The organism is Dapis hubbardiae BLCC-M172, assembly GCF_050016015.1.
Lineage (GTDB): Bacteria > Cyanobacteriota > Cyanobacteriia > Cyanobacteriales > Microcoleaceae > Trichodesmium.
The window spans coordinates 4593-26097 of record NZ_JBNHEQ010000071.1 but is presented as its reverse complement, the minus strand read 5'-3'; the positions used below and the strand labels follow the sequence as shown (position 1 = coordinate 26097).

At 35.4% G+C, this 21505-nt stretch carries 14 protein-coding genes and 1 pseudogene; 8 read left to right on the top strand and 7 right to left on the bottom strand.

All coding sequences use genetic code 11. The features are described from left to right. The first annotated feature begins 327 nt into the window (after positions 1–327). Entirely contained in the window at positions 328–1464 is a 1137-nt protein-coding gene (locus tag ACP6PK_RS07370) for a DNA methyltransferase (RefSeq protein WP_426559059.1), read from the top strand. Positions 1465–1506: 42 nt separating this feature from the next. Continuing rightward, a complete protein-coding gene (locus tag ACP6PK_RS07365; protein WP_426559078.1) occupies positions 1507–1914 on the top strand; it encodes a restriction endonuclease in 408 nt (135 codons plus the stop codon). A 399-nt stretch (positions 1915–2313) separates the two neighbouring features. Here the strand turns inward: ACP6PK_RS07365 and ACP6PK_RS07360 are convergent, their stop codons facing one another. Beyond that, positions 2314–2652 (bottom strand): P-II family nitrogen regulator, encoded by a 339-nt coding sequence (locus tag ACP6PK_RS07360; protein WP_094675895.1) that lies wholly within the window; start codon positions 2650–2652, stop codon positions 2314–2316. A gap of 595 nt (positions 2653–3247) precedes the next feature. On the opposite strand from ACP6PK_RS07360, the gene ilvB reads away from it, so the two are divergent. After that, the gene (gene ilvB, locus ACP6PK_RS07355; RefSeq protein WP_426559058.1) at positions 3248–5086 is read left to right on the top strand and encodes a biosynthetic-type acetolactate synthase large subunit; all 1839 of its coding nucleotides are present in this window, start codon (positions 3248–3250) and stop codon (positions 5084–5086) included. Between the two features lie 220 nt (positions 5087–5306). Here ilvB and ACP6PK_RS07350 read toward each other — a convergent pair whose 3' ends face one another. The 4 genes from ACP6PK_RS07350 to hcp form a co-directional block, all read right to left on the bottom strand. After that, positions 5307–6098: a hypothetical protein gene (locus ACP6PK_RS07350; protein WP_426559057.1), complete on the bottom strand. Its 792-nt coding sequence runs from the start codon at positions 6096–6098 to the stop codon at positions 5307–5309. A 29-nt stretch (positions 6099–6127) separates the two neighbouring features. Further along, on the bottom strand, positions 6128–6835 hold the full coding sequence (locus ACP6PK_RS07345; RefSeq protein WP_426559056.1) for a hypothetical protein: 708 nt from the start codon (positions 6833–6835) through the stop codon (positions 6128–6130). Continuing rightward, a complete protein-coding gene (locus tag ACP6PK_RS07340; protein ID WP_426559055.1) occupies positions 6832–7560 on the bottom strand; it encodes a P-loop NTPase family protein in 729 nt (242 codons plus the stop codon). The genes ACP6PK_RS07345 and ACP6PK_RS07340 overlap by 4 nt, the downstream gene beginning before the upstream one ends. A 615-nt stretch (positions 7561–8175) precedes the next feature. Further along, positions 8176–9816: a hydroxylamine reductase gene (hcp, locus tag ACP6PK_RS07335; protein ID WP_426559077.1), complete on the bottom strand. Its 1641-nt coding sequence runs from the start codon at positions 9814–9816 to the stop codon at positions 8176–8178. A gap of 1970 nt (positions 9817–11786) precedes the next feature. Here hcp and ACP6PK_RS07330 point away from each other — a divergent pair. Beyond that, positions 11787–12485 carry a Crp/Fnr family transcriptional regulator gene (locus tag ACP6PK_RS07330; protein ID WP_426559054.1) on the top strand — a complete coding sequence of 233 codons (699 nt, stop codon included), beginning with the start codon at positions 11787–11789 and terminating at the stop codon, positions 12483–12485. A 600-nt stretch (positions 12486–13085) separates the two neighbouring features. Here the strand turns inward: ACP6PK_RS07330 and ACP6PK_RS07325 are convergent. Further along, on the bottom strand, positions 13086–13520 hold the full coding sequence (locus tag ACP6PK_RS07325; protein ID WP_426559053.1) for a hypothetical protein: 435 nt from the start codon (positions 13518–13520) through the stop codon (positions 13086–13088). A gap of 313 nt (positions 13521–13833) precedes the next feature. Between ACP6PK_RS07325 and gnd the strand changes: the two genes are divergently transcribed. The 4 genes from gnd (at position 13834) to ACP6PK_RS07305 (ending at position 19344) form a co-directional block, all read left to right on the top strand. Then, positions 13834–15255 (top strand): decarboxylating NADP(+)-dependent phosphogluconate dehydrogenase, encoded by a 1422-nt coding sequence (gene gnd, locus ACP6PK_RS07320; protein WP_426559052.1) that lies wholly within the window; start codon positions 13834–13836, stop codon positions 15253–15255. Between the two features lie 221 nt (positions 15256–15476). After that, positions 15477–16880 (top strand): RNA-guided endonuclease InsQ/TnpB family protein, encoded by a 1404-nt coding sequence (locus ACP6PK_RS07315; RefSeq protein WP_094673382.1) that lies wholly within the window; start codon positions 15477–15479, stop codon positions 16878–16880. A 161-nt stretch (positions 16881–17041) separates the two neighbouring features. Next, the gene (locus ACP6PK_RS07310) at positions 17042–18412 is read left to right on the top strand and encodes a ParA family protein (protein WP_426559051.1); all 1371 of its coding nucleotides are present in this window, start codon (positions 17042–17044) and stop codon (positions 18410–18412) included. Then, positions 18409–19344, top strand: coding sequence for a Rho termination factor N-terminal domain-containing protein (locus ACP6PK_RS07305; RefSeq protein ID WP_426559050.1), 936 nt, complete (start codon positions 18409–18411; stop codon positions 19342–19344). Before ACP6PK_RS07310 ends, ACP6PK_RS07305 begins: the two co-directional genes overlap by 4 nt. 290 nt (positions 19345–19634) lie before the next feature. Here the strand turns inward: ACP6PK_RS07305 and ACP6PK_RS07300 are convergent. Beyond that, positions 19635–21505, bottom strand: a pseudogene (locus ACP6PK_RS07300) (peptidase); the annotation flags it as partial.

Sequence of the window (21505 nt, the reverse complement as noted above, 5' to 3'; positions counted from 1 at the left end):
AAATCACTTGAGTTATTGTTTAAGTTGATAGTCTAACATTTATTATTGGTAATATATGATTGACAAAGAGGAAAATTATTCAGATGTTAAACCAACTTTTTTCTGGGGATAATTTAGAGGTTTTACGCAGACATATTCAGTTATCAGTTATTAGTTATTAGTACAGACTTCTGAAGTCGGAAGTTTGAAAAAAAGTTTAATAGCAATAGGCTGGTAATTTAAGTATTAAAATATTTATTGCCCAAAATCACTTGAGTTATTGTTTAAGTTGATAGTCTAACATTTATTATTGGTAATATGTGATTTACAGAGAGGAGAATTATTCAGATGCTAAATAAACTTTTTTACGGTGATAATTTAGAGGTTTTACGCAGACATATTAAAGATGAATCTGTGGATTTATGTTATATAGACCCGCCGTTTAATTCTAAGCGTAATTATAATCAAATTTATAATAATGTTGGTCGGGAAGATAGGGCACAAGCACAGGCTTTTATTGATACTTGGACTTGGGATGATTTTGCTAATCAAGGGTTAGCAGAAATTCTGGAAAACTATTTAGGACATTTTACTTCTCAAAGTATAGATTTAATTTCTGGTTTAACAAAAGTTTTAGGCAAAGATAGTTTACTTGCTTATTTGATTAGTATGACTCTACGAGTGGCAGAAATTTATCGAGTTTTAAAACCAACAGGTAGTTTTTATTTCCATTGCGACCCCACAGCGAGTCACTATTTAAAATTAGTATTAGATGCAGTTTTTTGCCCTCAAGGTGGAAATTTTCAAAATGAAATTATTTGGAAACGAACTACAAATGCTGGTAGTAGTAAATCCATCGCTAATAAATTTCCATCAAATGCCGATATAATACTTTTTTATACCAAGTCTGAAAGTTATATTTTTAACAAGATTTTTACGGAATACTCAGAAAAATATAAAGCAAGGTACAATAAACAAGATGAAAGAGGTTTATATTATTTGGATAATTTGAAAACATACTCAGAGGAAAGGTTAAAAAAACTGATTTCAGAAAATCGTATAGAGTATACTAGAAAAGGAACTCCCAGAATTAAAAATTACCTTCACGAAGGAAAAGGTATTATTCTAGATAATGTTTGGACAGACATACAAAGTCTTAATTCACAAGCAAAAGAACGTCTTGGTTATCCTACACAAAAACCAGAGGTTTTATTAGAACGTATTATTCAAGCTAGTAGCGATAAAGGGGATGTAATTTTAGATGCTTATTGTGGTTGTGGAACTACTGTTGCGGTTTCACAACGTCTTGACCGGAAATGGATAGGAATTGATATTACTTATCAGAGTATTAGTTTAATTCTTAAACGTCTTGAAGATAGTTTTTGTGAAGGTGTTTTAACAGAAATAGAATTAAATGGTATCCCTAAAGATATCGATTCAGCTATCGCATTAGCTAATAAAAAAGACGACCGGACTCTCAAATAATTTGAAAAATGGGCGGTACTTACTTACACAAATAACCGCGCCATAGTTAATCAAAAAAAAGGAGCAGATAGAGGTATTGATGGTGTGGTTTATTTTCGAGGAGATAAAGAGGAACCTGAGAAAATTATTTTGCAGGTAAAATCTGGAAATATTAAATCTGGAGATATTCGTGACTTGCAAGGAACTATGACTTTAGAAGGAGCAGCTATGGGTATTTTTATTACTTTAAAATCTCCAACTAAGGCAATGATAAAAACTGCTAAAACAGCAGGAATCTATCAAAGTCAATTTATGAGTCAAAGTCTAGATAAAATTTCCATAGTAACTATCCAAGAAATTTTAGAAGAGAAAAAACGATTAGATATTAAGCTGAGTTATGAAGTGTTGAAATCTGCGGAAAAACAAAAAGAAATCCAAGGTAATCAGTTGAAATTTAACTTAGATATTTAGACAGTTGATAATTGATTAATTTGTTGCTTTTTACTTATGTTAGGAAACTTACGGTTAAGTTCTCAACAAAATTTTTATACTAAAAAAATAAAGGCGATCGCCCTATTTATTATGACTCAACAATAAAAGTAAATTTAAAGCCAAAACTAACAGCTACTAATATATATCTCCAATAATAAAAAATCAAATCAATTATCGTACTCTTATACATCAATTATTTTCCCCTACTCCCTACTCCCTACTCCCTACTCCCTACTCCCTACTCCCTACTCCCTCTAATATAAAAGAAAGTGTTAGGTTTTAGGTATGAAAAAAATTAATCTTTCCCTTACCATCTTACTAATAAAAAGTGAAGGATTACCTATTACCTAACACATAAGATAAAATCTACCCCTAGAACTAAATTGCCTCCATATTACTTTCCCCTGTCCGAATTCGGACAATTTTATCTACCGGAGCAATGAAAATCTTACCATCGCCGATCTCTCCTGTACGGGAAGCACTAATAATCTTATCAACAACCATATCTACCTGGTCATCCTCAACTACGATTTCAATCTTTAGCTTCTGCAAAAATTCAACCGTATATTCAGAACCCCGGTATCTTTCAGTTTGCCCCTTCTGACGTCCAAACCCTCTGACTTCAGAAACAGTCATACCCACAATACCAGCATTGACAAGGGCAATTTTCACCTCGTCTAATTTAAAAGGCCGAATAATAGCTTCTACTTTTTTCAAGTTATTCACTCCTTACACTATAAGTTTTAAAAAAGCGGTCAGCAGTCAGCTCTCAGCAGTCAGCAGTCAGCTCTCAGCAGTCAGCAAGATTATTTTTTTTAAGTTTAGAAAGGAATTTCAAGCCCTCCTAAACAATCCTGCCTTTGGGGTTCTGGGAATTTTTACCCAGAACTCCGCTGAAGCTGTTAACGCAGTTCCTCCACCAGGAGGCTAGCTAAGTGCTAAAAGCTGATAGCTAGTTAAGTCTACTCGTTTATTAGGATGCCATCCTTTAATATCACCGCCAAGTGGGCCTTGTTTGTCAATAAATATACATTTATTCAGAAGGCTTTTTAATAGGCTGCAAAAATCTTAACCTGTTGAGCATTTAAACTATATATTTGGGACTAAGAATACCTGGTGTGGGAAAGAGGAACAGAGAATATAAAACCTCAATGGGTTTTAGCTTGGAAATGCCAAAAAAATCAGACCTTTAACCTTTAGAGAATCTTAAAGTTTTCTAGAAATTATCCTAAACATACTCTCTATTACATTACATTTTTAGTTACAATTATAGATTTAATTATAAATAATAGTATCTAGAGAGGAACTACCAGTGCAGTTACAAAGTAAAGTAACCCTCAAACGAGCCACCGGTGCTTTTGCACTAATGGATAGTCTTAAACGTCATGGAGTCAAACACATATTTGGCTACCCAGGCGGTGCAATTTTGCCAATTTACGACGAACTCTACCGAGTAGAAGCTGCCGGGGACCTAGAACATATCCTAGTCAGACACGAACAAGGAGCTGCCCATGCTGCTGATGGATATGCCCGTGCTACTGGTAAAGTAGGTGTATGTTTTGCCACATCGGGTCCAGGAGCAACAAACCTAGTCACAGGTATTGCTACTGCTCAGATGGACTCAATTCCCATGGTTGTAGTTACAGGGCAAGTAGGCCGACCAATGATTGGTACTGATGCTTTCCAAGAAACAGACATCTACGGCATTACCCTACCCATAGTCAAACATTCTTATGTGGTTCGAGACCCAAGGGATATGGCCAGAATTGTTGCAGAAGCATTCCATATTGCTAGTACAGGTCGTCCAGGTCCAGTCTTGATTGACATACCCAAAGATGTAGGATTGGAAGAATTTGACTATGAACCAGTTGAACCTGCTTCTATCAGACTACCTGGATATCGTCCTACTATTAAAGGTAATCCTCGTCAGATTAACCAAGCAGTTAATTTAATCCGAGAAGCACGTCGTCCTTTATTGTATATAGGTGGTGGTGCAATTTCTGCTGATGCTCATGCAGAAATTCAAGAATTAGCAGAACATTTTAATGTTCCTGCCACTACTACTTTGATGGGGAAAGGTGCTTTTAATGAACATCATCCCCTTTCAGTGGGAATGTTAGGAATGCACGGCACTGCTTATGCTAACTTTGCTGTGAGTGAATGTGACTTATTAATTGCTGTTGGTTCTCGTTTTGATGACCGAGTAACAGGAAAGTTAGATGAATTTGCTTGTAACGCTAAAGTAATTCATATTGATATTGACCCCGCAGAGGTAGGTAAAAACCGAACTCCTGATGTTCCGATCGTGGGAGATGTACGTCAAGTTTTGATCGATATGTTACGTCGTTGTCGGGAGATGGGCGATCCAGCTAATTCTAATCAAACCCAACCTTGGTTAGAACGAATTAATCGTTGGAAAGAAGATTATCCATTAGTCGCTCCCGAACATCCAGATAGTATGTCACCTCAAGAGGTGATTAATGAAGTTGGGAAAATGGCTCCAGATGCTTACTATACTACTGATGTTGGTCAGCATCAAATGTGGGCAGCTCAATTTCTGAAAAATGGTCCTCGCCAATGGCTTTCTAGTGCAGGTTTGGGTACTATGGGTTATGGGATGCCTGCTGCTATGGGTGCAAAAGTGGCACTGCCAAACCGACAGGTGATTTGTATTGCTGGTGATGCTAGTATTCAAATGAATATTCAGGAGTTGGGTACTCTGGCGCATTATGGTATTAATGTTAAAACTGTGATTATTAATAATGGTTGGCAGGGTATGGTGCGTCAGTGGCAACAGGCATTTTTTGGCGAGCGTTATTCTTCTTCTAATATGGAAGTGGGAATGCCAGATTTTGTTAAGTTGGCTGAAGCTTATGGGGTGAAGGGGATGATGATTTCTCGTCGGGATGAGTTGAAAGAGGCGATCGCTCAAATGTTAGCTTATGACGGACCTGTTTTAATGGATGCTCGTGTAACTAAGGATGAAAATTGTTATCCAATGATTCCTCCTGGTAAGAGTAATGCTCAAATGGAGGGTTTGCCTATTCGGAAACAGCTTGAGCAAGCGGTGGAGTCAATTACTTGTAGCAATTGTGGATACGAAAGTGTTGCTACTAATAATTTCTGTCCTGAATGTGGTACTAAGTTTTAATTAGGGTTTGCGCTCAAAAGTCTTTTTTAAGGAGTAGGGGAGCGGGGGAGTAGGGGAGTAGGGGAGCATTCTTTAACCTTTCTCTTGTATTCCTTCCCCCCACTTCTGAAATCTTAAGTTAATACCAAGATCAAATTATCATGTTTATAGCTAAACTTACTCTTAACCCAATATGTTTCTACAAAGGAACAAGGAGTAATTGTAGAAAAGCTATAACCATTTACCAAAACTCTACATTAATTTCTAGGGAGAAATCGAACGTCTCTTTTTTTGTTTGCTCAAGATTTGCATTCAATTTTCCAACTATTGGAATACTTGGGTTTTGGGGAAGGTTTAAAGAAAATGCTACTTTTAGATTTTTCTGAGATTCTTCAGTGAGACTTAATACAAATTTGTGTTTTTTGATTCTAATTCCTTTTTCTCTTTTAAAAATAAGACCTTTCATATGAGCATCACTAAGCCATTGATTCTCCATCAAAAAACTTCTAGCTTCTTCAATATTTGGCTCTGAGGGATCGTATTCCTCTTCAATCATTATTGCTTTTTCCATTTTATCCCGAGCATAACTTTCAACTTCAACATTAGCCCCACCACCAGAAGTATCAGCTTTAGCAGCAACCTTGGTTTTCTTATCGAAACTTTTCATTTCCATGTGTTCCACAGTAATTTTCTTTGCACCTAAAAGACCACAAAGGTTAGTAAAATTAATACACTTAGCTTGAGCAAAACTATAAGATGCGTTTGAAACTTCTGCATAATCTGAAGGATCGTAAGGACTTTGAATTAAGATAGTTCCTGGATTTAGAAGTCCACTATTTCTAAGTTTTTTAATAAGAGAACTATCATCTTTTGCTGAATCATCAAGTAAAGAAACTTGTCTATTTAAGAGTAGTTCACGGGCTGAGTTGTCTGATTCTGCATCAATTTCTAGTTGACTTAATTCTTGACGAGAAAGAACCATAATAACTCTACGTTTTTCTGGCTCTTCGGGAAGATAATTATTTGTATCCATGTTTTTATTCTTGACTTGAGTTTCTGTGACTAGCGAATTAATTTCGATACCTTGATTTTTGCTAGAGATATCATCAGTGCATTGTTCAGGGAAATGAATAACGCTATCTGCATTACTGATGGAGGGGGAGTCTTGTCCTGGACAGGCTGTAGAATTTGTATTTCCAGAAACCAGTTGCGGATTAGTTTGGGTATTCGTTCTTGAGCTGTTTGAGGAGTGTGAAGAAGGATATAAATTAGAGCTAGGGGAAGTATTACCGCCAAGAATAGACGACAAATTAAATCTATCTTTTGGAACGTCTCTTTTTTTTTCTTCCAAACATCAGTTAAAGACAATTTAGTCTTTTCTAGTAGATCGTTCTTATTATTGAAAGTTAAATGATTATCAGAAGCAAATCTTTCAATATCGTTTACCACTTTGTCAACCCAATCTATTTCTTCTAACTCATGCTCTGGAAATTCTCCATAACTTATAATGGGTGCAATCCGATTAAGGACATCTTTTTCTTTGGGAATAGTTTTAATTAGAAATTCACGATTTGTGTAATAGATAACTATATTTGATAGATAATTTTGTTCCTTCTTGCCAGCTTGTACAACTCTAGAAATCTTGGACATAAATTTCTGTCTTTTTTCCTGGTCAGATGGCACAGAATGATCGAGGCATTGTTTATTTATCTCAATAATATTGGGTGTTTTATTATCGAGAGGTTGAAAAGAATGTTCTAGTTTAATCATTTTAAAATACTCTTAAAAACTAATTCAACAAGCCTTTTTGTATTATCTTTGGTTGAAAGGCTACCCAAAACAACTTTAATTCCTGTACTATATTTATGTAGGGGTGAAAAATTTTTACGAAGCTTATCATTATCTATCATACAAGGTATATCTCTTTGTATATATCTTTGCAGTTGATCGACTTGATCGCAAAAAGTGCAAATAATTAACAACTTTTTTTTCTTTTTATTAAATATTTTAAATATTTTTTTTTTGTTTTGAGACTCATAACTTTGCCACCAATTTTGAATTAAACTTAGATCTGTTTCAACACGAATTTGTGTATCCCAATCCTTTTTAATTAGAAGATCGGCTCGAACTAGATAAAAAACTAAATCAGATTCCTTAAATAGGGTTTGCCAAGTACTGTGAGAAGCCGTATCTCCACCTACATCAGCGCTTTTTTTTAGGGAAATCCATGTATTTTCATCAAGCATAAAACGTCTTTCATTAGTTGGTTCATAGTAAGTCAGCTCATATTCTTTACTTTGTATTCCTTGAGTGAGATAATCTAATAATGTTGTTTTACCAGTTCCTCGAGATCCTAAAACAGCAAGTTTTTTACCCTTCAATGCAATTAAAATATGTTTCCACTTAAGTACTGTGTATGTTCCTCCTGCACCAACACAAATTCCTATAATAAATATTACTGCAATAATTATTAGTATTATAATAATAAATTCCATAGTAAAAAGTTACCTTCAAAAAAATTCCTTCTGTTGAATTGAACTAAAATTAGTCATAATATCTTTTATCAATAGTCTTTCATCGCAATAGTAGTAATTACACAAAAAATACTAATAAAATACCCTCAAATATACAAACGAAGATTTTACTTCAAAAATGTATGAACACTTAATACCTAAGGGTATTTTTACGGAATTTTAAACAAACAGTTTTATCACATCGAAAGTAATTTGCCTATCTAGACTAATCTTTCTCAGAAAATGCTACCCAAACAGGAATCTTCTATAAATTATTTTTGAATATTAGTATTCTCTTAAAGATAAGATATTTTTTATCAAAATCAATGGAACTTAAACAATTTTTAAGCTCAAATATAACCTAACCTCTCTTTATAAGAAGTAAATACATTCATATTTTCACTTAACTTCAGACAGCTTCGAGGTAAAATTCTTGGTTTATAAACATTATGGTCTAATTTTGCTTATTAAGTTGTTTAAGTCCCACTAATAATATCTTTAGGTATTTGACAATTTTTCCATTAGCTCAATGTCAAGATTTCAAGAATAGTGGGAGAAGCTCAAAAATATCAGATGGTTTCTATAACCTAATTCATCTCAACCACCACCCAAACAAGCTGCTAAATCTTCATCCGGAGTAGCGATCGCCTGTAAATTATAGTTTTGCTGCAACAACTCAAAAACATTGGGCGAAATAAATGCAGGTAAAGTCGGACCTAAGCGAATATCTTTAATTCCCAAATACAATAAGGTCAACAAAACTGCCACTGCTTTTTGCTCATACCAAGACAAAATCATTGACAAGGGTAACTCATTCACACCCACATCAAAAGCTTTTGCCAAACCTAAAGCAATTTGAATTGCTGAATAAGCATCATTACACTGACCAACATCCATCAACCGAGGAATTTCTCCAATTAAACCCATCTCTTTGTCAAAAAAGCGGAACTTACCACAAGCAAGTGTCAAAACCACACAATCTTCCGGCACCTTCTCCACAAACTCTGTATAATAATTCCGGTCTGGTTTCGCTCCATCGCAACCTCCCACTAAAAAGAAATGACGAATTTTCCCTTGCTTGACCGCATCAACCACAGTATCAGCAACATTCAAAACCGTATTTCGGGCAAAACCAACCATTACCTGTTTCGGTTCTCCATCCTCAGTAAATCCAGGCATCGACAACGCTTTTTCAATAACAGGAGAAAAATCTGGCGTACCGTCTGCTGTTGGATCTAAATGAGTCATTCCCGGATATCCCACCGGACCGATACTAAATAATTTATCCTCATAATTTTCGTGGGGTGGCATCAAACAATTTGTTGTGACAACTATCGGACCTGGGAATTTAGCAAAATCTTTAGTCTGATTTTGCCAAGCAGTACCATAATGACCGTAGAAGTGGGGATATTGTTGTTTCAAAAGCGGATAACCGTGGGAAGGCAAAAGTTCGCCATGAGTATAGATGGTAATATCAGTATTAGCAGTTTGTTTTAAAATTGCTGCAAGTTGTCGAATATCGTGACCAGAAACTAATATTGCTTTTCCTTTCCGGGGGTGCAACGGTACGGTGGTCGGTACAGGATGACCGTAGGTTTTTGTATGACCTGCGTCTAACAATTCCATTGCTGTGAGATTAATTTCTCCTACTTTCAACGCTAGGTTTACCCAGTCGTCAAGAGTTAGGTCTTGGTTATCTAGAGCCACTAATGCTTCGGCAATAAAATCATAAATTTTTTCATCTTCTTCTCCCAATTCCATAGCGTGGAATGTGTAGGAAGCTGCTCCTTTAATACCATAGATAACTGTTAATTTGAGAGAGAATATATCAACATTACTATCAGACTGAGCAAGAAATTTGAGGGAAACATTTTCACCTTGGAGAGATAAACTTTCACTATAGTCTGGTTCGTAGTTAGCTACGGGAGAGAATTTAGTTTCAGGAATCTGAGTTTTCAAGTTTTCCCGGTGAGCGATCGCCTGTTTGATATATTGAGCAAAGCTTTTTTTGTTAAAGTTAACGTTTGTCATTGTGGCAAACATTGACTCGCAGATAAAGACATCTATTTCTCTAGTAGGAATATTTAATTGTTTTGCCTGGAGTCTGACTTCTGCCAACCCCCGTAGACAGTAAACTAATAAATCTTGTACGGCGTTCAATTCTGGACTTTTGCCACAAGCTCCCCATTGATGGCAACCTTGCCCACTGGCGGTTTGTTCACATTGTTCACAAAACATAGACATAATATTTTTCTCCTGGTAGGTTTTTATCTGTATAGACTCTTGCAAAAGTTTTAATTAAATCAATTAGAGATATAGAATCAACAATTTCATCCCCCCTATTCCCTATTCCCTGACTTCTGCAAGAAGTGTTATATTTTTACTGTAGTTACTGACTAGACATTTTGTCTTTGACTTAAGTCAATAATTAGTAAATTTAATTTTTGGGTTTGATGAATAATTTTGTATTTTACTTAACTGCGAACTTCTATTTTTATGATAATTCTCAAAAATGATGGCTGTTATTAAAACTTAGTTAAGAAATCTTTTTTAAGTAGAAATTCCTATCAAGCATTTCCAAAAATTCACTAATGCTACATCACGACGTATAGCTTTACAAGTAAAAGTTAAGACTTTTTTCTGCTCCCTTTACACTCAAATCTATTTTCCCAGGAAATAAAATCTAATTATATGCAAGTTAATAAGAGATTGAATATATCAGGAAATATAAAAATGAGGTAGGGAACAGGTATGGAGGAAGGAAGAAATCAAGACAACTATTTGTAACTTAAGAATCTAGGAATATATGTACCTTTCCACCTCTGGTATTTACCAGATTTCAATCTCTTGAAGTCTTACCTATTTTAGATTTTAGTCATTCTCAGCTCTCTTAATACTTGTTTTACAAACAGTCTCTAACTAATATAGCAATTCCCATGCTGGTGAGGTACAAAATTCTAGGTTTTAGGGAACAGGGAATAGGGAACAGGGAACAGGGAACAGGGAAATAAGAAATAGAAAAGAAATTAAAGATAGGTGTACCTCATAAGCTTGAGAAACGCTCTAATTTTTTTTACCGAATAATTAATAATTATTAATTATTAATTAAATCATTTAGGTGAAAAGCCTCCCATTTCAAGGGGAAAAAATAATTTTTTTTCCTTATTGGTCAATCCTTTCCCTAAAAGGCTATCCATTACCCATAACTCTTGAAACCCTTGTGGGGAGCAGGGGAGTAGGGAGCAGGGGAGAAGGGAGAAATAGTCATAGTAGCTAGGCAAAACTACTTAACTTATCAAAATAAATTTACTTTTCAATACATTTTTTCTCTGGAAAAAGCCTGTTAAAGGCATGAACATAATTTGTTGATTTGGTCAAGCTTTATGTTAAGAAAGATGTGGGTAAAGCATAGCCCTAAAAGGGAGAGGTAATTATCCATTATCCATTAATGAATGTCATAAATATCTTGTTTGTAAAATATGAAATATTACACTTTTTATATAGTAAAATTTAGCGAAAAGATCGAATTATTTCAACGATTTAAAATCTATAGCAATCCGCGCATAGGTTGCGGGTAATCAAAAAGTAGATAAAAAAACTGAAACTTTTACCAAAAAATGAGGTCTAAAGCCTCCCCTTTTAAGGGGATGAAAAAAATATTTAATTCAGTATTTCAAGCCTCCGACTTCAGTCGGAGGTTCACTGATAACTGATAACTGATAACTGAAATGACCTGTTCCCTGTTGCCTGTTCCCTCCATACCTAAAAGCGGTAAGATTTTTATACACAAATAAAATAGGATTGCTATACCATTGATGATTTAAGTAGGTGGGCATCAATAAATGCAACTAAGGCCGGGCGGGTTTTGAAGGTTAAATCGCTTATATAATACTTTTGGCTAAACCCGCCCCTACAATTTTTTTTTAGGTTTAATTAGACAAAAAAATAAGGTCTCGCCCTTTCAAGGGAATGAAAAAAATATTCGCGCCTAGTATTTCAATCCCGATGCTTCAATAGGAGGTACTGATAACTGGTAACTGAGCGCTCAAATGACCTATCTACTTAATATAACCCTACGCATTAAGGTTAGGACATTTCTAAATCCTGTTTGCGCAGCATTCCGTAGGAAAACCCTTTAAAAATTCCCTATTCCCTATTCCCTATTCCCTATTCCCTAGCGCGTAGCGCTATACTTTCTGAAATAAACAATGAATGAGCAGATATCACAAATTAGTCAATTTATAGCTAATACTCAAATGTTTAATAATCTTCCCTCAGAACATTTGCAGGCTGTTAGCCAAATAGCTAAATTTCAAATTTATCAAAACAAAGAAGCGATTTTTTGGGAAGGAGAAGCAGGTGTTGGCTTTTTTATTGTTTTCTCTGGCAAAGTCAAAGTTTTTAAATTTTCTCCTGAAGGAAAAGAACAAATTTTACACATATTTACTAGGGGAGAACATTTTGCTGAAGTACCAGCTTTTGATGGCAAATGTTATCCTGCTTCAGCAGAAGCATTAACAAAAACTGAGTTATTATTTTTTCCTAGAAAAGAATTTTTAAAACTATTAGAAAGTCAGCCGACTATTGCGATTAATATGTTGTCAGCTTTTGCCAAAAATTTGCGCTTATTTGTCAAATTAATTGAAGATTTATCACTGAAAGAAGTACCAGGAAGATTAGCCGTTTATTTATTAGAGTTAAGCGACAATTCTCCCGATCCATCAGAAGTCGAACTAGATATGAGTAAAAGTCAATTAGCTGCATCATTAGGTACTATTCCTGAAACTATTTCCAGAGTTTTTGGTAAGTTAAGCGAACAAAAACTAATTTCTCTAGATGGTAAATCAATTAAATTATTAAATATTCCAGCTTTAAGAGTTTTATCCGCAGAAAAAAGGCATCAATAATTTCAAATAAGGAGTCAGGAGACAGAATACAGGAGACAGAATAGGAGAAAATAAAACCGGATAAAATTAATTACACTCTAGAGGTTTCTGTAGCAGAAACCAGAATTTCCCAATCTTAATTTAGTTTTCGTTCCTAACACAAGCGCATGGAACTTTTTTGATAATTATTAGCCAGGATAGTGTTAATTATTCTTAATGTTTACTTATCGCCAACTCTCCACTCTTTATCAGGCGTTGCACAATCCAGAATGATTCTGTAAAAATTAATTTGAACTTTGACTCAAAAAAACTAATATTAAGTATTCTAGGAAGTACCAAATTATCAATCCAAAATTGAAAATAATTTGTCAATGTGCAACGCCCTTTATCGGGATAATTCATCGCTTTTATTCAGTATGAAATTTCAACAAAAAGTGCTTTTTTTATATTCCATACCTCCCTATCTCCCCACACTCCCTTACCGAAAAATTAAGGTTTAAAGCCTCTCCGTTCAAGGATAAAAAAAGAACAAAGTTCCTCTGAACCAATCCTTTTATTAAAAAGAAGAAGTAATTATTAATTGTTAATTGTTAATTATTAATTATTGAATTCCCCCTCTCCCTATTCCTCTCCTGTTAAAGCATCAGTAAATGGGTCTGGCAAAGCCTGTTGTATTTCCATTTCTTCATGATCTTCAACAGATAAATCTTCACTATTCAGATTTTTTTTTAAAATCTTTTTATTATTTTTGCGCCGACTATAATCCTGTAATCTCACTAACTCATCTTGATAAACCGAAATAATTCTTGTCAGAGACTCAGCCACTTCATCCCAACTTTCATCATCTATAATTTTTTCTGCAATACCTTGAAATAAATCCCCACTTTGGTTTTTTTGAACATACTCCTTCAACAACTTCCCAGACTTTTGTAAAGCTGCCTGATATGCCTCTCCATCAGACCACCAAAGACCAGGCTGATTCAATAACCAAGTCAAAATATATTCTTGAGCGTGCTGTTCTTTTACCCAATTAGCAAGATACTTTAATTCATCCATAAATTACCCCTTTGATTTGAACTAGGAAGCTTATTGCAATGATTAACTTAATCTCTAATGTATAGTAAAATATCATAATTTATTCACACTCTACATCTAAATAATTTACTTAGAATTGAAACTGCTAAAATCAAAAATAGTGCTGAATTTATTTATACAGAATTTTTCCCTCTCTTAAAAAGTAAATTTATTTGTATCAGCCTATACTTGAAATCTTAAAAAAAACCTTTACTGGAAACAGTCAAAAAAAAACAACTGTAATCTAAAAACGGTAACTTAAATTAGAGAAAAAGTCAGGGAAGTAAAAATTATTATGGGACAGCAAAAATTTGGTGTTATAGGTCTAGCTGTAATGGGAGAAAACCTAGCCCTCAATGTAGAACGTAACGGTTTCCCCATCTCTGTATATAATCGCAGTGGCGACAAAACTGATAAATTTATGGCAGAGCGGGCACAAGGGAAAAATGTACACGCTGCTTATACTTTAGAAGATTTTGTCCAATCCCTAGAAAGACCTCGTAGAATCCTGGTCATGGTAAAAGCAGGAGGACCAGTAGATAAAGTCATCGAACAACTTAAACCCCTCCTAGATAAAGATGATATGATTATCGACGGTGGTAACTCCCTCTACGAAGATACAGAACGCCGCACTAGAGAATTAGAATCTACCGGACTTGGTTTCATGGGGATGGGAGTTAGTGGCGGTGAAGAAGGTGCTTTATGGGGACCTAGTTTAATGCCTGGTGGTACAGAGGGTTCTTACAAAGAATTAGAACCAATTTTAACTAAAATCGCTGCTCAAGTTGATGATGGTCCTTGTGTTACTTACATCGGTCCTGGAGGTGCTGGTCATTATGTGAAAATGGTACATAACGGCATTGAGTATGGCGATATGCAGTTAATTGCTGAAGCCTACGACTTGTTGAAAAATGCTGTAGGAATTAGCAACGAACAACTCCATGAAATTTTTGCTGAGTGGAATAAGACTCCAGAGTTGGAATCTTTCTTAATTGAAATTACTGCAGATATCTTCACTAAAAAAGACACTGAAACTAGCAATCATTTAGTTGACATGATTGTTGACTCTGCCGGACAAAAAGGTACAGGTAGATGGACGGTAATTAATGCTTTAGAGTTGGGTGTTGCTGTTCCCACTATTACTGCTGCTGTTAATGCTCGGATTATGTCTGGTATTAAGGATGAGCGTGTGGCTGCTGCTAAGGAATTGACAGGTCCGACTGGTAAGTACGAAGGTGATGCCCAAGCTATGATTAACAAAGTACGGGATGCTTTGTATTGTTCTAAGATTTGTTCTTATGCTCAGGGTATGGCATTGTTGGCTGCTGCATCCAAGGAATTTAATTACAATCTGAATTTGGGTGAGTCGGCGCGAATTTGGAAAGGTGGTTGTATTATTAGAGCAGGATTTTTGAATAAGATTAAGAAGGCTTTTGATGAAAATCCTGGTCTACCTAATTTATTGTTAGCGCCAGAGTTTAAGCAGACTATTCTCGATCGCCAAGATGCTTGGCGGGAAGTTGTTGGTTTGGCTGGTCAGTTAGGATTACCTGTTCCTGCTTTTAGTGCTTCTCTAGATTATTTCGATAGTTATCGTCGTGGAACTTTGCCTCAAAACTTGACTCAAGCTCAACGGGATTATTTCGGCGCTCACACTTATGAGCGTATTGATAAGCCTCGTGGTGAATTCTTCCATACTGAGTGGCCGACTAAGTAATTCTTTCTCTGATAAAATTAGGCGATCGCTCTTTGGTTAAATAGAGGCGATCGCCGTTTGCTATATCTATAATGTTAGACATCTCCGAAAAAGATATAGACTTTTTGCACATAGTAGAGAACAGGGAAAAATTTTTCTTGTCTAAGCTTGCTCAAAGACATTTTTTGAATAATTCTAATCAGTGTATATTCAAATTTTGTCGCCTATAAACTTTATCACCTATGAAATATACTTACCAATATCGTATATATCCAGAGACTAGCCAGAAGTTGACACTAAACAACTGGCTTAGAATTTGTCGGTATTGGTATAACAGGATGTTAGGAGAACGTTTTAACTGGTGGGAGCAAAACAGATGTCCTATAAATGCTTGTCCTCTAATTTCTCATTTACCTGAATTAAAAGACAAACCAAATTATTATAATCAGAAAAAGCAATTACCAGAACTGAAAAAGGGTATAGTAGAAGTCAAACACTCAGGTGAGCATCTGGATTTTTCCCAAGTTTATTCAACAGTTTTGCAAGATGTCTGTAAAAGAGTAGAAGCAACATTTTCTAGATTTGTAGCAGGGGATAGTAAAGGTAATCGTAGTGGTAAACCAAGATTTAAAAGTCAATCTAGATATCGTTCATTGAACTTTCCTAATGCTGATGATTCTTGGTTAAAATTTTCATCAATTAATAGTAAATGGTTGTATATTTCAATTCCTAAAATAGGTTTGTTCAGAGTAAGAACCCACAGACCAATACCTGATGGAAGTAAAATAAAACAAGTTTCACTAATCAATAAAGCTGATGGTTGGTGGATAAATTTCAGCTTAGAGGATAAGTCAATTCCTGAGTTAAAAACTGATAATATTCAGCCTACTTGGGAAAACTCAGTAGGTTTAGATGCTGTCCTAGACAAAGATATTTATTTAGCCACATCAGAAGGAAATAAATTACCTTCTCTCAAACCTTTAAGAACAAATCAAGATCAACTAACCAAAGTATCTCAACGCAAAAACAAACGTAAACACGGCAGTAAATCGAGACGAAAGCTAGCAAAACGCGAAGGAAAAATCCATCAAAAAATAGTTAGAAATCGTAAAGATTTTCAGTATAAAACAGCTTACAAATTAACTCGTACAGGTAAAAAAGTATTTTTCATAGAAAAGTTAAATCTAGTAGGATTAACTCGCAGAAATAAAACCAAACAAGATGAAAATGGAAATTATTCACCTAATGGTCAATCGTCCAAGTCTGGGTTAAATAAATCTTGGTTAGATGCTGCATTTAATCAATTCTTTCAAATACTAGGTCAGGTAGCCGAAAAAGCTAACGCTAGAGTGATAGAATGCAAACCAAATTATACATCTCAATTACTTTCTTATCGAGATGAAATAGTGTTTATAGATTGCAGTATCAGAGAATATTTTGATGAGGAATTACAGTTGAAAATTGATAGAGATATAAATGCTGCTATCAATCTGAAACGAGTCGGGCTGGACTTGTTCCCGACTATAAACCGCCGTCAAAACAAAGTGGTTATAGCTAAATCTAAAACCGCTTCTGTTTCTAAGGAAGTTCTGAGCGTCTTTAAAAGGCATCAGAAGCTTACACAGAAAGCGGATGCGTCTGTGTAGGTAAGTCACTCGGGTGCAATTTGTAGATACAAATTTTAATCCGATTACCGCTTGTCGAGCATACAAATATATATAGATGTAAGTAGGTAGATAAAATTTATATTTTTTCGCATATCTGTTGTGATAAACTGATAATTAGAGTTAGCAAAAATAAACGACAGATGGATAATGCTGCGAAAAATCAAGCCCTAGTAGATGCTTTGGCTAAAAATCTGCCAGAGGACGCATCTGAAGCTCTAGTCAATCAGATTTTTGCATCTGAATTATTTAACTTTTTAGGTTTTGAAGTAAATGAAAGAGTACCTTCTTTTTCCACAGGGAAGGGTAATGAATCGGTCGATCATGCTCTGCGTCATAATACGGAAAATGACATATTTTCTCAAACCAAAACTAATCCAGATATTCTTGTAGAATTGAAAAATAGGAAGCGTAATTTAGCTCATGATTCGACAGATTATAAAAAGACAGTTGTACAAATTAAAGGGTATTTAGAAGCAGATAACTGTAAAGCAGTGAAGTGGGGAATAATTACCAATGCTAATCATATCCAATTATTCAGGAAGCATGGAAAAGTTATTCATCCGGCGACAGTTTGTCTAGCAATTAATCCAGAAAATATCATCAAAATCGCTACTTTAATTAAAGACAAAATTAGTAAACCAAAGAAAGCATTAACAGTAGCAGTTTATAACAATAAAGGCGGGGTAGGAAAAACTACAACTACAGTTAATACCGCAGCAGCCTTATCACTTTCTGGTAAAAAAGTTTTGATTGTTGATTTTGACCCGAATCAAAGAGACCTCACAAATTATCTAGCAATTAAACCAGGTGAACGTACCTTTGATGATTGCTTAGTAGATAAAAATGTTAATGTTATAGATGTCATTCATCCCTACAGAATTAAATCAAAAAAAAGCGCAAAAAAATTTGGTTTTGATGTTATTTCTATGAAGGAAGACCCTGTTTGGTTTGATGAAGTAACTTTGCGTCAAAATATTAAGATTACGCGATTGCACCAAGTATTGGAGAAGCTAAAAAATAGCTATGATTATATCTTGATTGATTCTTCTCCTAACTGGAGAATTTTTAGTCAGAGTGCAATTTATGCTGCAGATGTAGTTTTAATACCGACAAAATATAACAATATATATTCATTAGAAAATGCAGCTATAACTATCAAAAAATATATACCAGAAGTTCAAGAAGCAAGAAGAAAATACCAAGACTGTGGACCAATAGCTTTACCGATTTTCTTCAATGGAGAGAGGAAAATGACCAGTGCTCAAAAAAACGTTGTCAAATCTGCTATTGATAAGCTGATTCAAGATGCTCAAGAAGACTCAAACAAATTTGACCTTGTACCCTATTTTTATCCCAAATATATACCAGGTGATGAAAATAAAGAAATATTTGAATTATCTAGTTCTGTTTCCATTGCAAATTCTGCTTTTTCTCGTATGCCTGCAGTTTATAAAGATAAGGTAGCTAAGGATTACTATAGAGATTTGGTAAAGGAGTATTTTATTTTATGAGTAGTTTGAATGATCAGGGAAACTTGATGTACTTATACATTGATGAAATTGAACCGGGAGATGGAACAAATACTCCAGAATTTTTAATTTCAGCAACAGCAAAAACCCTCAATGAAACTGGCGGAAGAAACTGGGTACCTGTCATTATTAAAGAAGTAGGAGAAGATCAATATAAAGTAATTGGTAATTCTTTTATTTTTGCTGTAGCCAAAGCTGCTGGTTTAGAAAAAGTTTGGTGTATTATTGCTGATGAAAGTGAAGAAACTGAAAAAATCAGCAAAATTTTATCTGGGGAAAAAATACCACAAATCAATCTTTCTACTGCCACAAGAGATGAAATTAAAGCAGCTCTTCAATACTTAATTGAAAAACCAGATAGCAAACTTAAAGGAGTTAAACTGCCAGTAGTTACAAATCGGATTGATGAAGCTCCGCGTCAATATTGGAAAGATTTTAAACCAATCACAAAATTAGGGTGTGGAATTACGACGGCTAAAGTTAATGCTTTAAAAGAAGTATTTTTTCTGACTCCCCAACCAATACCCGAACCAGAAAAAGTAAATCTTTCTACTGCCACAAAAGATGAAATTAGCTCGGCACTTCAATACTTAATTGAACAACCAGACAGCAAACTTAAACAAGTTGACATAGAAAAAGCAACAAACCGTATTGATGAAGCACCACGTCAATATTGGAAAAACCTGGAACCAATCACAAAATTAGGATGTGGAATTACGAAGGTGAAAGTTAACGCTTTAAAAGAAGTATTTTTTCTGACTCCCGAACCAATACCAGAAATAATAACAGACCGGAATATTTTGAATAGTATGACAGTAACAGACTTGAAAAAAATGGCAAAAAAACAGGAAATACCAGGGTATACCAAAAAGAAGAAAGAAGAATTAGTCGAGTTGTTGAGCGTTATTAATTAGACATCTCGAGAAAAGAGGGAGTAGGGAGTAGGGAGAAAAAATTGATGAATAAGAGTGGGATAATTGATTTTATTTTTTATTATTGGAGATGTCTATTAGTACAGAAGATTGATAAGGAAGCGCCAAACTGGAGAAAAATCATTGGTAGTTGCTTATTATATAGAATGTGAGTAATTAGTTATCCTATCGCTGAGGAGTCATGGCTCAATAATATTCCCCTACTCCCCTACTCCCCTACTCCCCTACTCCCCTACTCCCCCGCTCCCCCGCTCCCCATCTCCCCATCTCCCTTACTCCCTACTCCTATTCACTCTCGGAACAAACAGAACAAAATCAGTAGGCACAATCCCCTCAATACTGGAGTTAAAACCTCCCACTTGATTAGTACGCAAGATTGACAAGGAAGCACCAAACTGGAGAAAAATCATTGCTAGTTGGTCGTTAGTAAACCGAGGTAGGAGCGATCGCCAACTTGCTGCAAGTTGCCCTAAAGTTTCGAGGGGAGTTTCTACAGGGAAACCTCCTAAAGTTGTTGCTTCATAACGCCAGTCTGTTCGTGCTTTTCCTAAAGGTGTTAAATGATTTTCCAAAGTTTTGACTAGGTTAGTCAACTGTTTAAATCTTTGAGTTTGTTCATCATCGGGATGTTCCCTCAACCATTTCATAATTAGGGGATTTGATTTTAACTGGGCGACCATCCGATTCAAAGCTGTATAGAGTGCCTGACTAGAATCTTGTACACAGGAATTTATCGGACTGACAGAAGTAGTACCTCTACCATCTCCTGTTCGGTAACGAGCTGCCATTACATCTAGTTCTTGCACTATATAATTAAGTGGGGAAAATTTAACACCATTAAAATCATAATCTTCAGTCATAGGTTTGAACTTAATAATAATCTCCGAAGTAGGGCGAACTCCTAACCATCCCCATTGCCGATCGCCCATATATCTTGCCCAAGATAAGGTACCGGAAATAATTCCATCACAGTTATGAGTGTAGATTTGTCGATATTCCAGATTAAACCGAAGTTCATTAGTCAGGGGTTCCCGGACTACCTTTGCAATACCAAAAGCAAAATGACCGAAAAATATTCCCAAGGGTGAAAGTTCTGGTTTTTTCCCGCCAATACCTCCATAAACGTGCATGAAAATAGCGCGTTCCCCATCTTGCCAAATAGGAGCATCAGAAATTTCACTCTCTTCTAGTTTTTCAGTAGGGTCGAGGAAAATATTTGCTATATTACCTTTCGGCGCGACTTCCTTCTGCCAATATTTATAGTTGATATAATCTAAAGTTGCCTTTTTGCCAGAAATTATTGTCTGAGGTTGAACAGAAAATAAAGCACGAGGAGCGATCGCCTGTACGACAAATTTACCTACGGCATTTTTGGCTCCATAAATATACCAACCTTTGGAATTTACAGGAGAATTTTCTAAACCTTCATTACTAGAAGGCAAAACACCATTACGGTCAGTAACCACGGACGGAATATAAACAATTTCCTCCATACCATCAAATTCCTGAGAGTTGCGGTTATAGTGAGACACCCGAAATAAATCGTCGCCGACAAACTCTTGAATTTTTACCAATCCATAAAAACGACCAGAAATTTGAATCGGTTCGCGACTAATATATAGACTTGGGCGACCTGCACCAGTATCTTCAACTATTACAGGTTCAGGTAAAGCTACTATCACATCATCTTCTGGTCTGGCACCTGCTAAAGATTCTAGAGGATCGACATTTTGCCAATTATTTATTCGGTCTGGATGAATATTTCCCTGTCGCTTACTTATCCTGACCTGCTCGACAAAATTCACATTCGTCGTGACAAGCTGAACATAAGTTTGTAGTTGAGGGTTATCGCTCCAACGTAAATTTACAATTTGTCCGATGAGGTGTTGATTTGCCGAATCTGCTGTATGAATTTCTAGTAAGACACCTTTAACTTTTTCCCTTTCCTCAGCAGTCGGTAAAATTAACCGCCCTACATAAGTACCGATAGGTTGATAAAATTCTGAATTAATATTTTGAGTGATCTCCAGTTTGCTAAATTGACTCTCCTGGAAATCTGCTCCTGACTCTGTAGGTAAACTTTCCGAATTTTCCTCTATTTCCTGTTGTCTATTCCCAGTTAAATTTTCTGTCTCAATATTTT

Coding starts and splice junctions, on each gene's coding strand:
- ACP6PK_RS07350 (WP_426559057.1), bottom strand. CDS start 6,098: ATGGATACAAATAATTATCTTCCCGAAGAGCCAGAAAAACGTAGAGTT.
- hcp (WP_426559077.1), bottom strand. CDS start 9,816: ATGTTTTGTGAACAATGTGAACAAACCGCCAGTGGGCAAGGTTGCCAT.
- ACP6PK_RS07370 (WP_426559059.1), top strand. CDS start 328: ATGCTAAATAAACTTTTTTACGGTGATAATTTAGAGGTTTTACGCAGA.
- gnd (WP_426559052.1), top strand. CDS start 13,834: ATGGGACAGCAAAAATTTGGTGTTATAGGTCTAGCTGTAATGGGAGAA.
- ACP6PK_RS07310 (WP_426559051.1), top strand. CDS start 17,042: ATGGATAATGCTGCGAAAAATCAAGCCCTAGTAGATGCTTTGGCTAAA.
- ACP6PK_RS07315 (WP_094673382.1), top strand. CDS start 15,477: ATGAAATATACTTACCAATATCGTATATATCCAGAGACTAGCCAGAAG.
- ACP6PK_RS07340 (WP_426559055.1), bottom strand. CDS start 7,560: ATGGAATTTATTATTATAATACTAATAATTATTGCAGTAATATTTATT.
- ACP6PK_RS07325 (WP_426559053.1), bottom strand. CDS start 13,520: ATGGATGAATTAAAGTATCTTGCTAATTGGGTAAAAGAACAGCACGCT.
- ACP6PK_RS07305 (WP_426559050.1), top strand. CDS start 18,409: ATGAGTAGTTTGAATGATCAGGGAAACTTGATGTACTTATACATTGAT.
- ACP6PK_RS07330 (WP_426559054.1), top strand. CDS start 11,787: ATGAATGAGCAGATATCACAAATTAGTCAATTTATAGCTAATACTCAA.
- ACP6PK_RS07345 (WP_426559056.1), bottom strand. CDS start 6,835: ATGATTAAACTAGAACATTCTTTTCAACCTCTCGATAATAAAACACCC.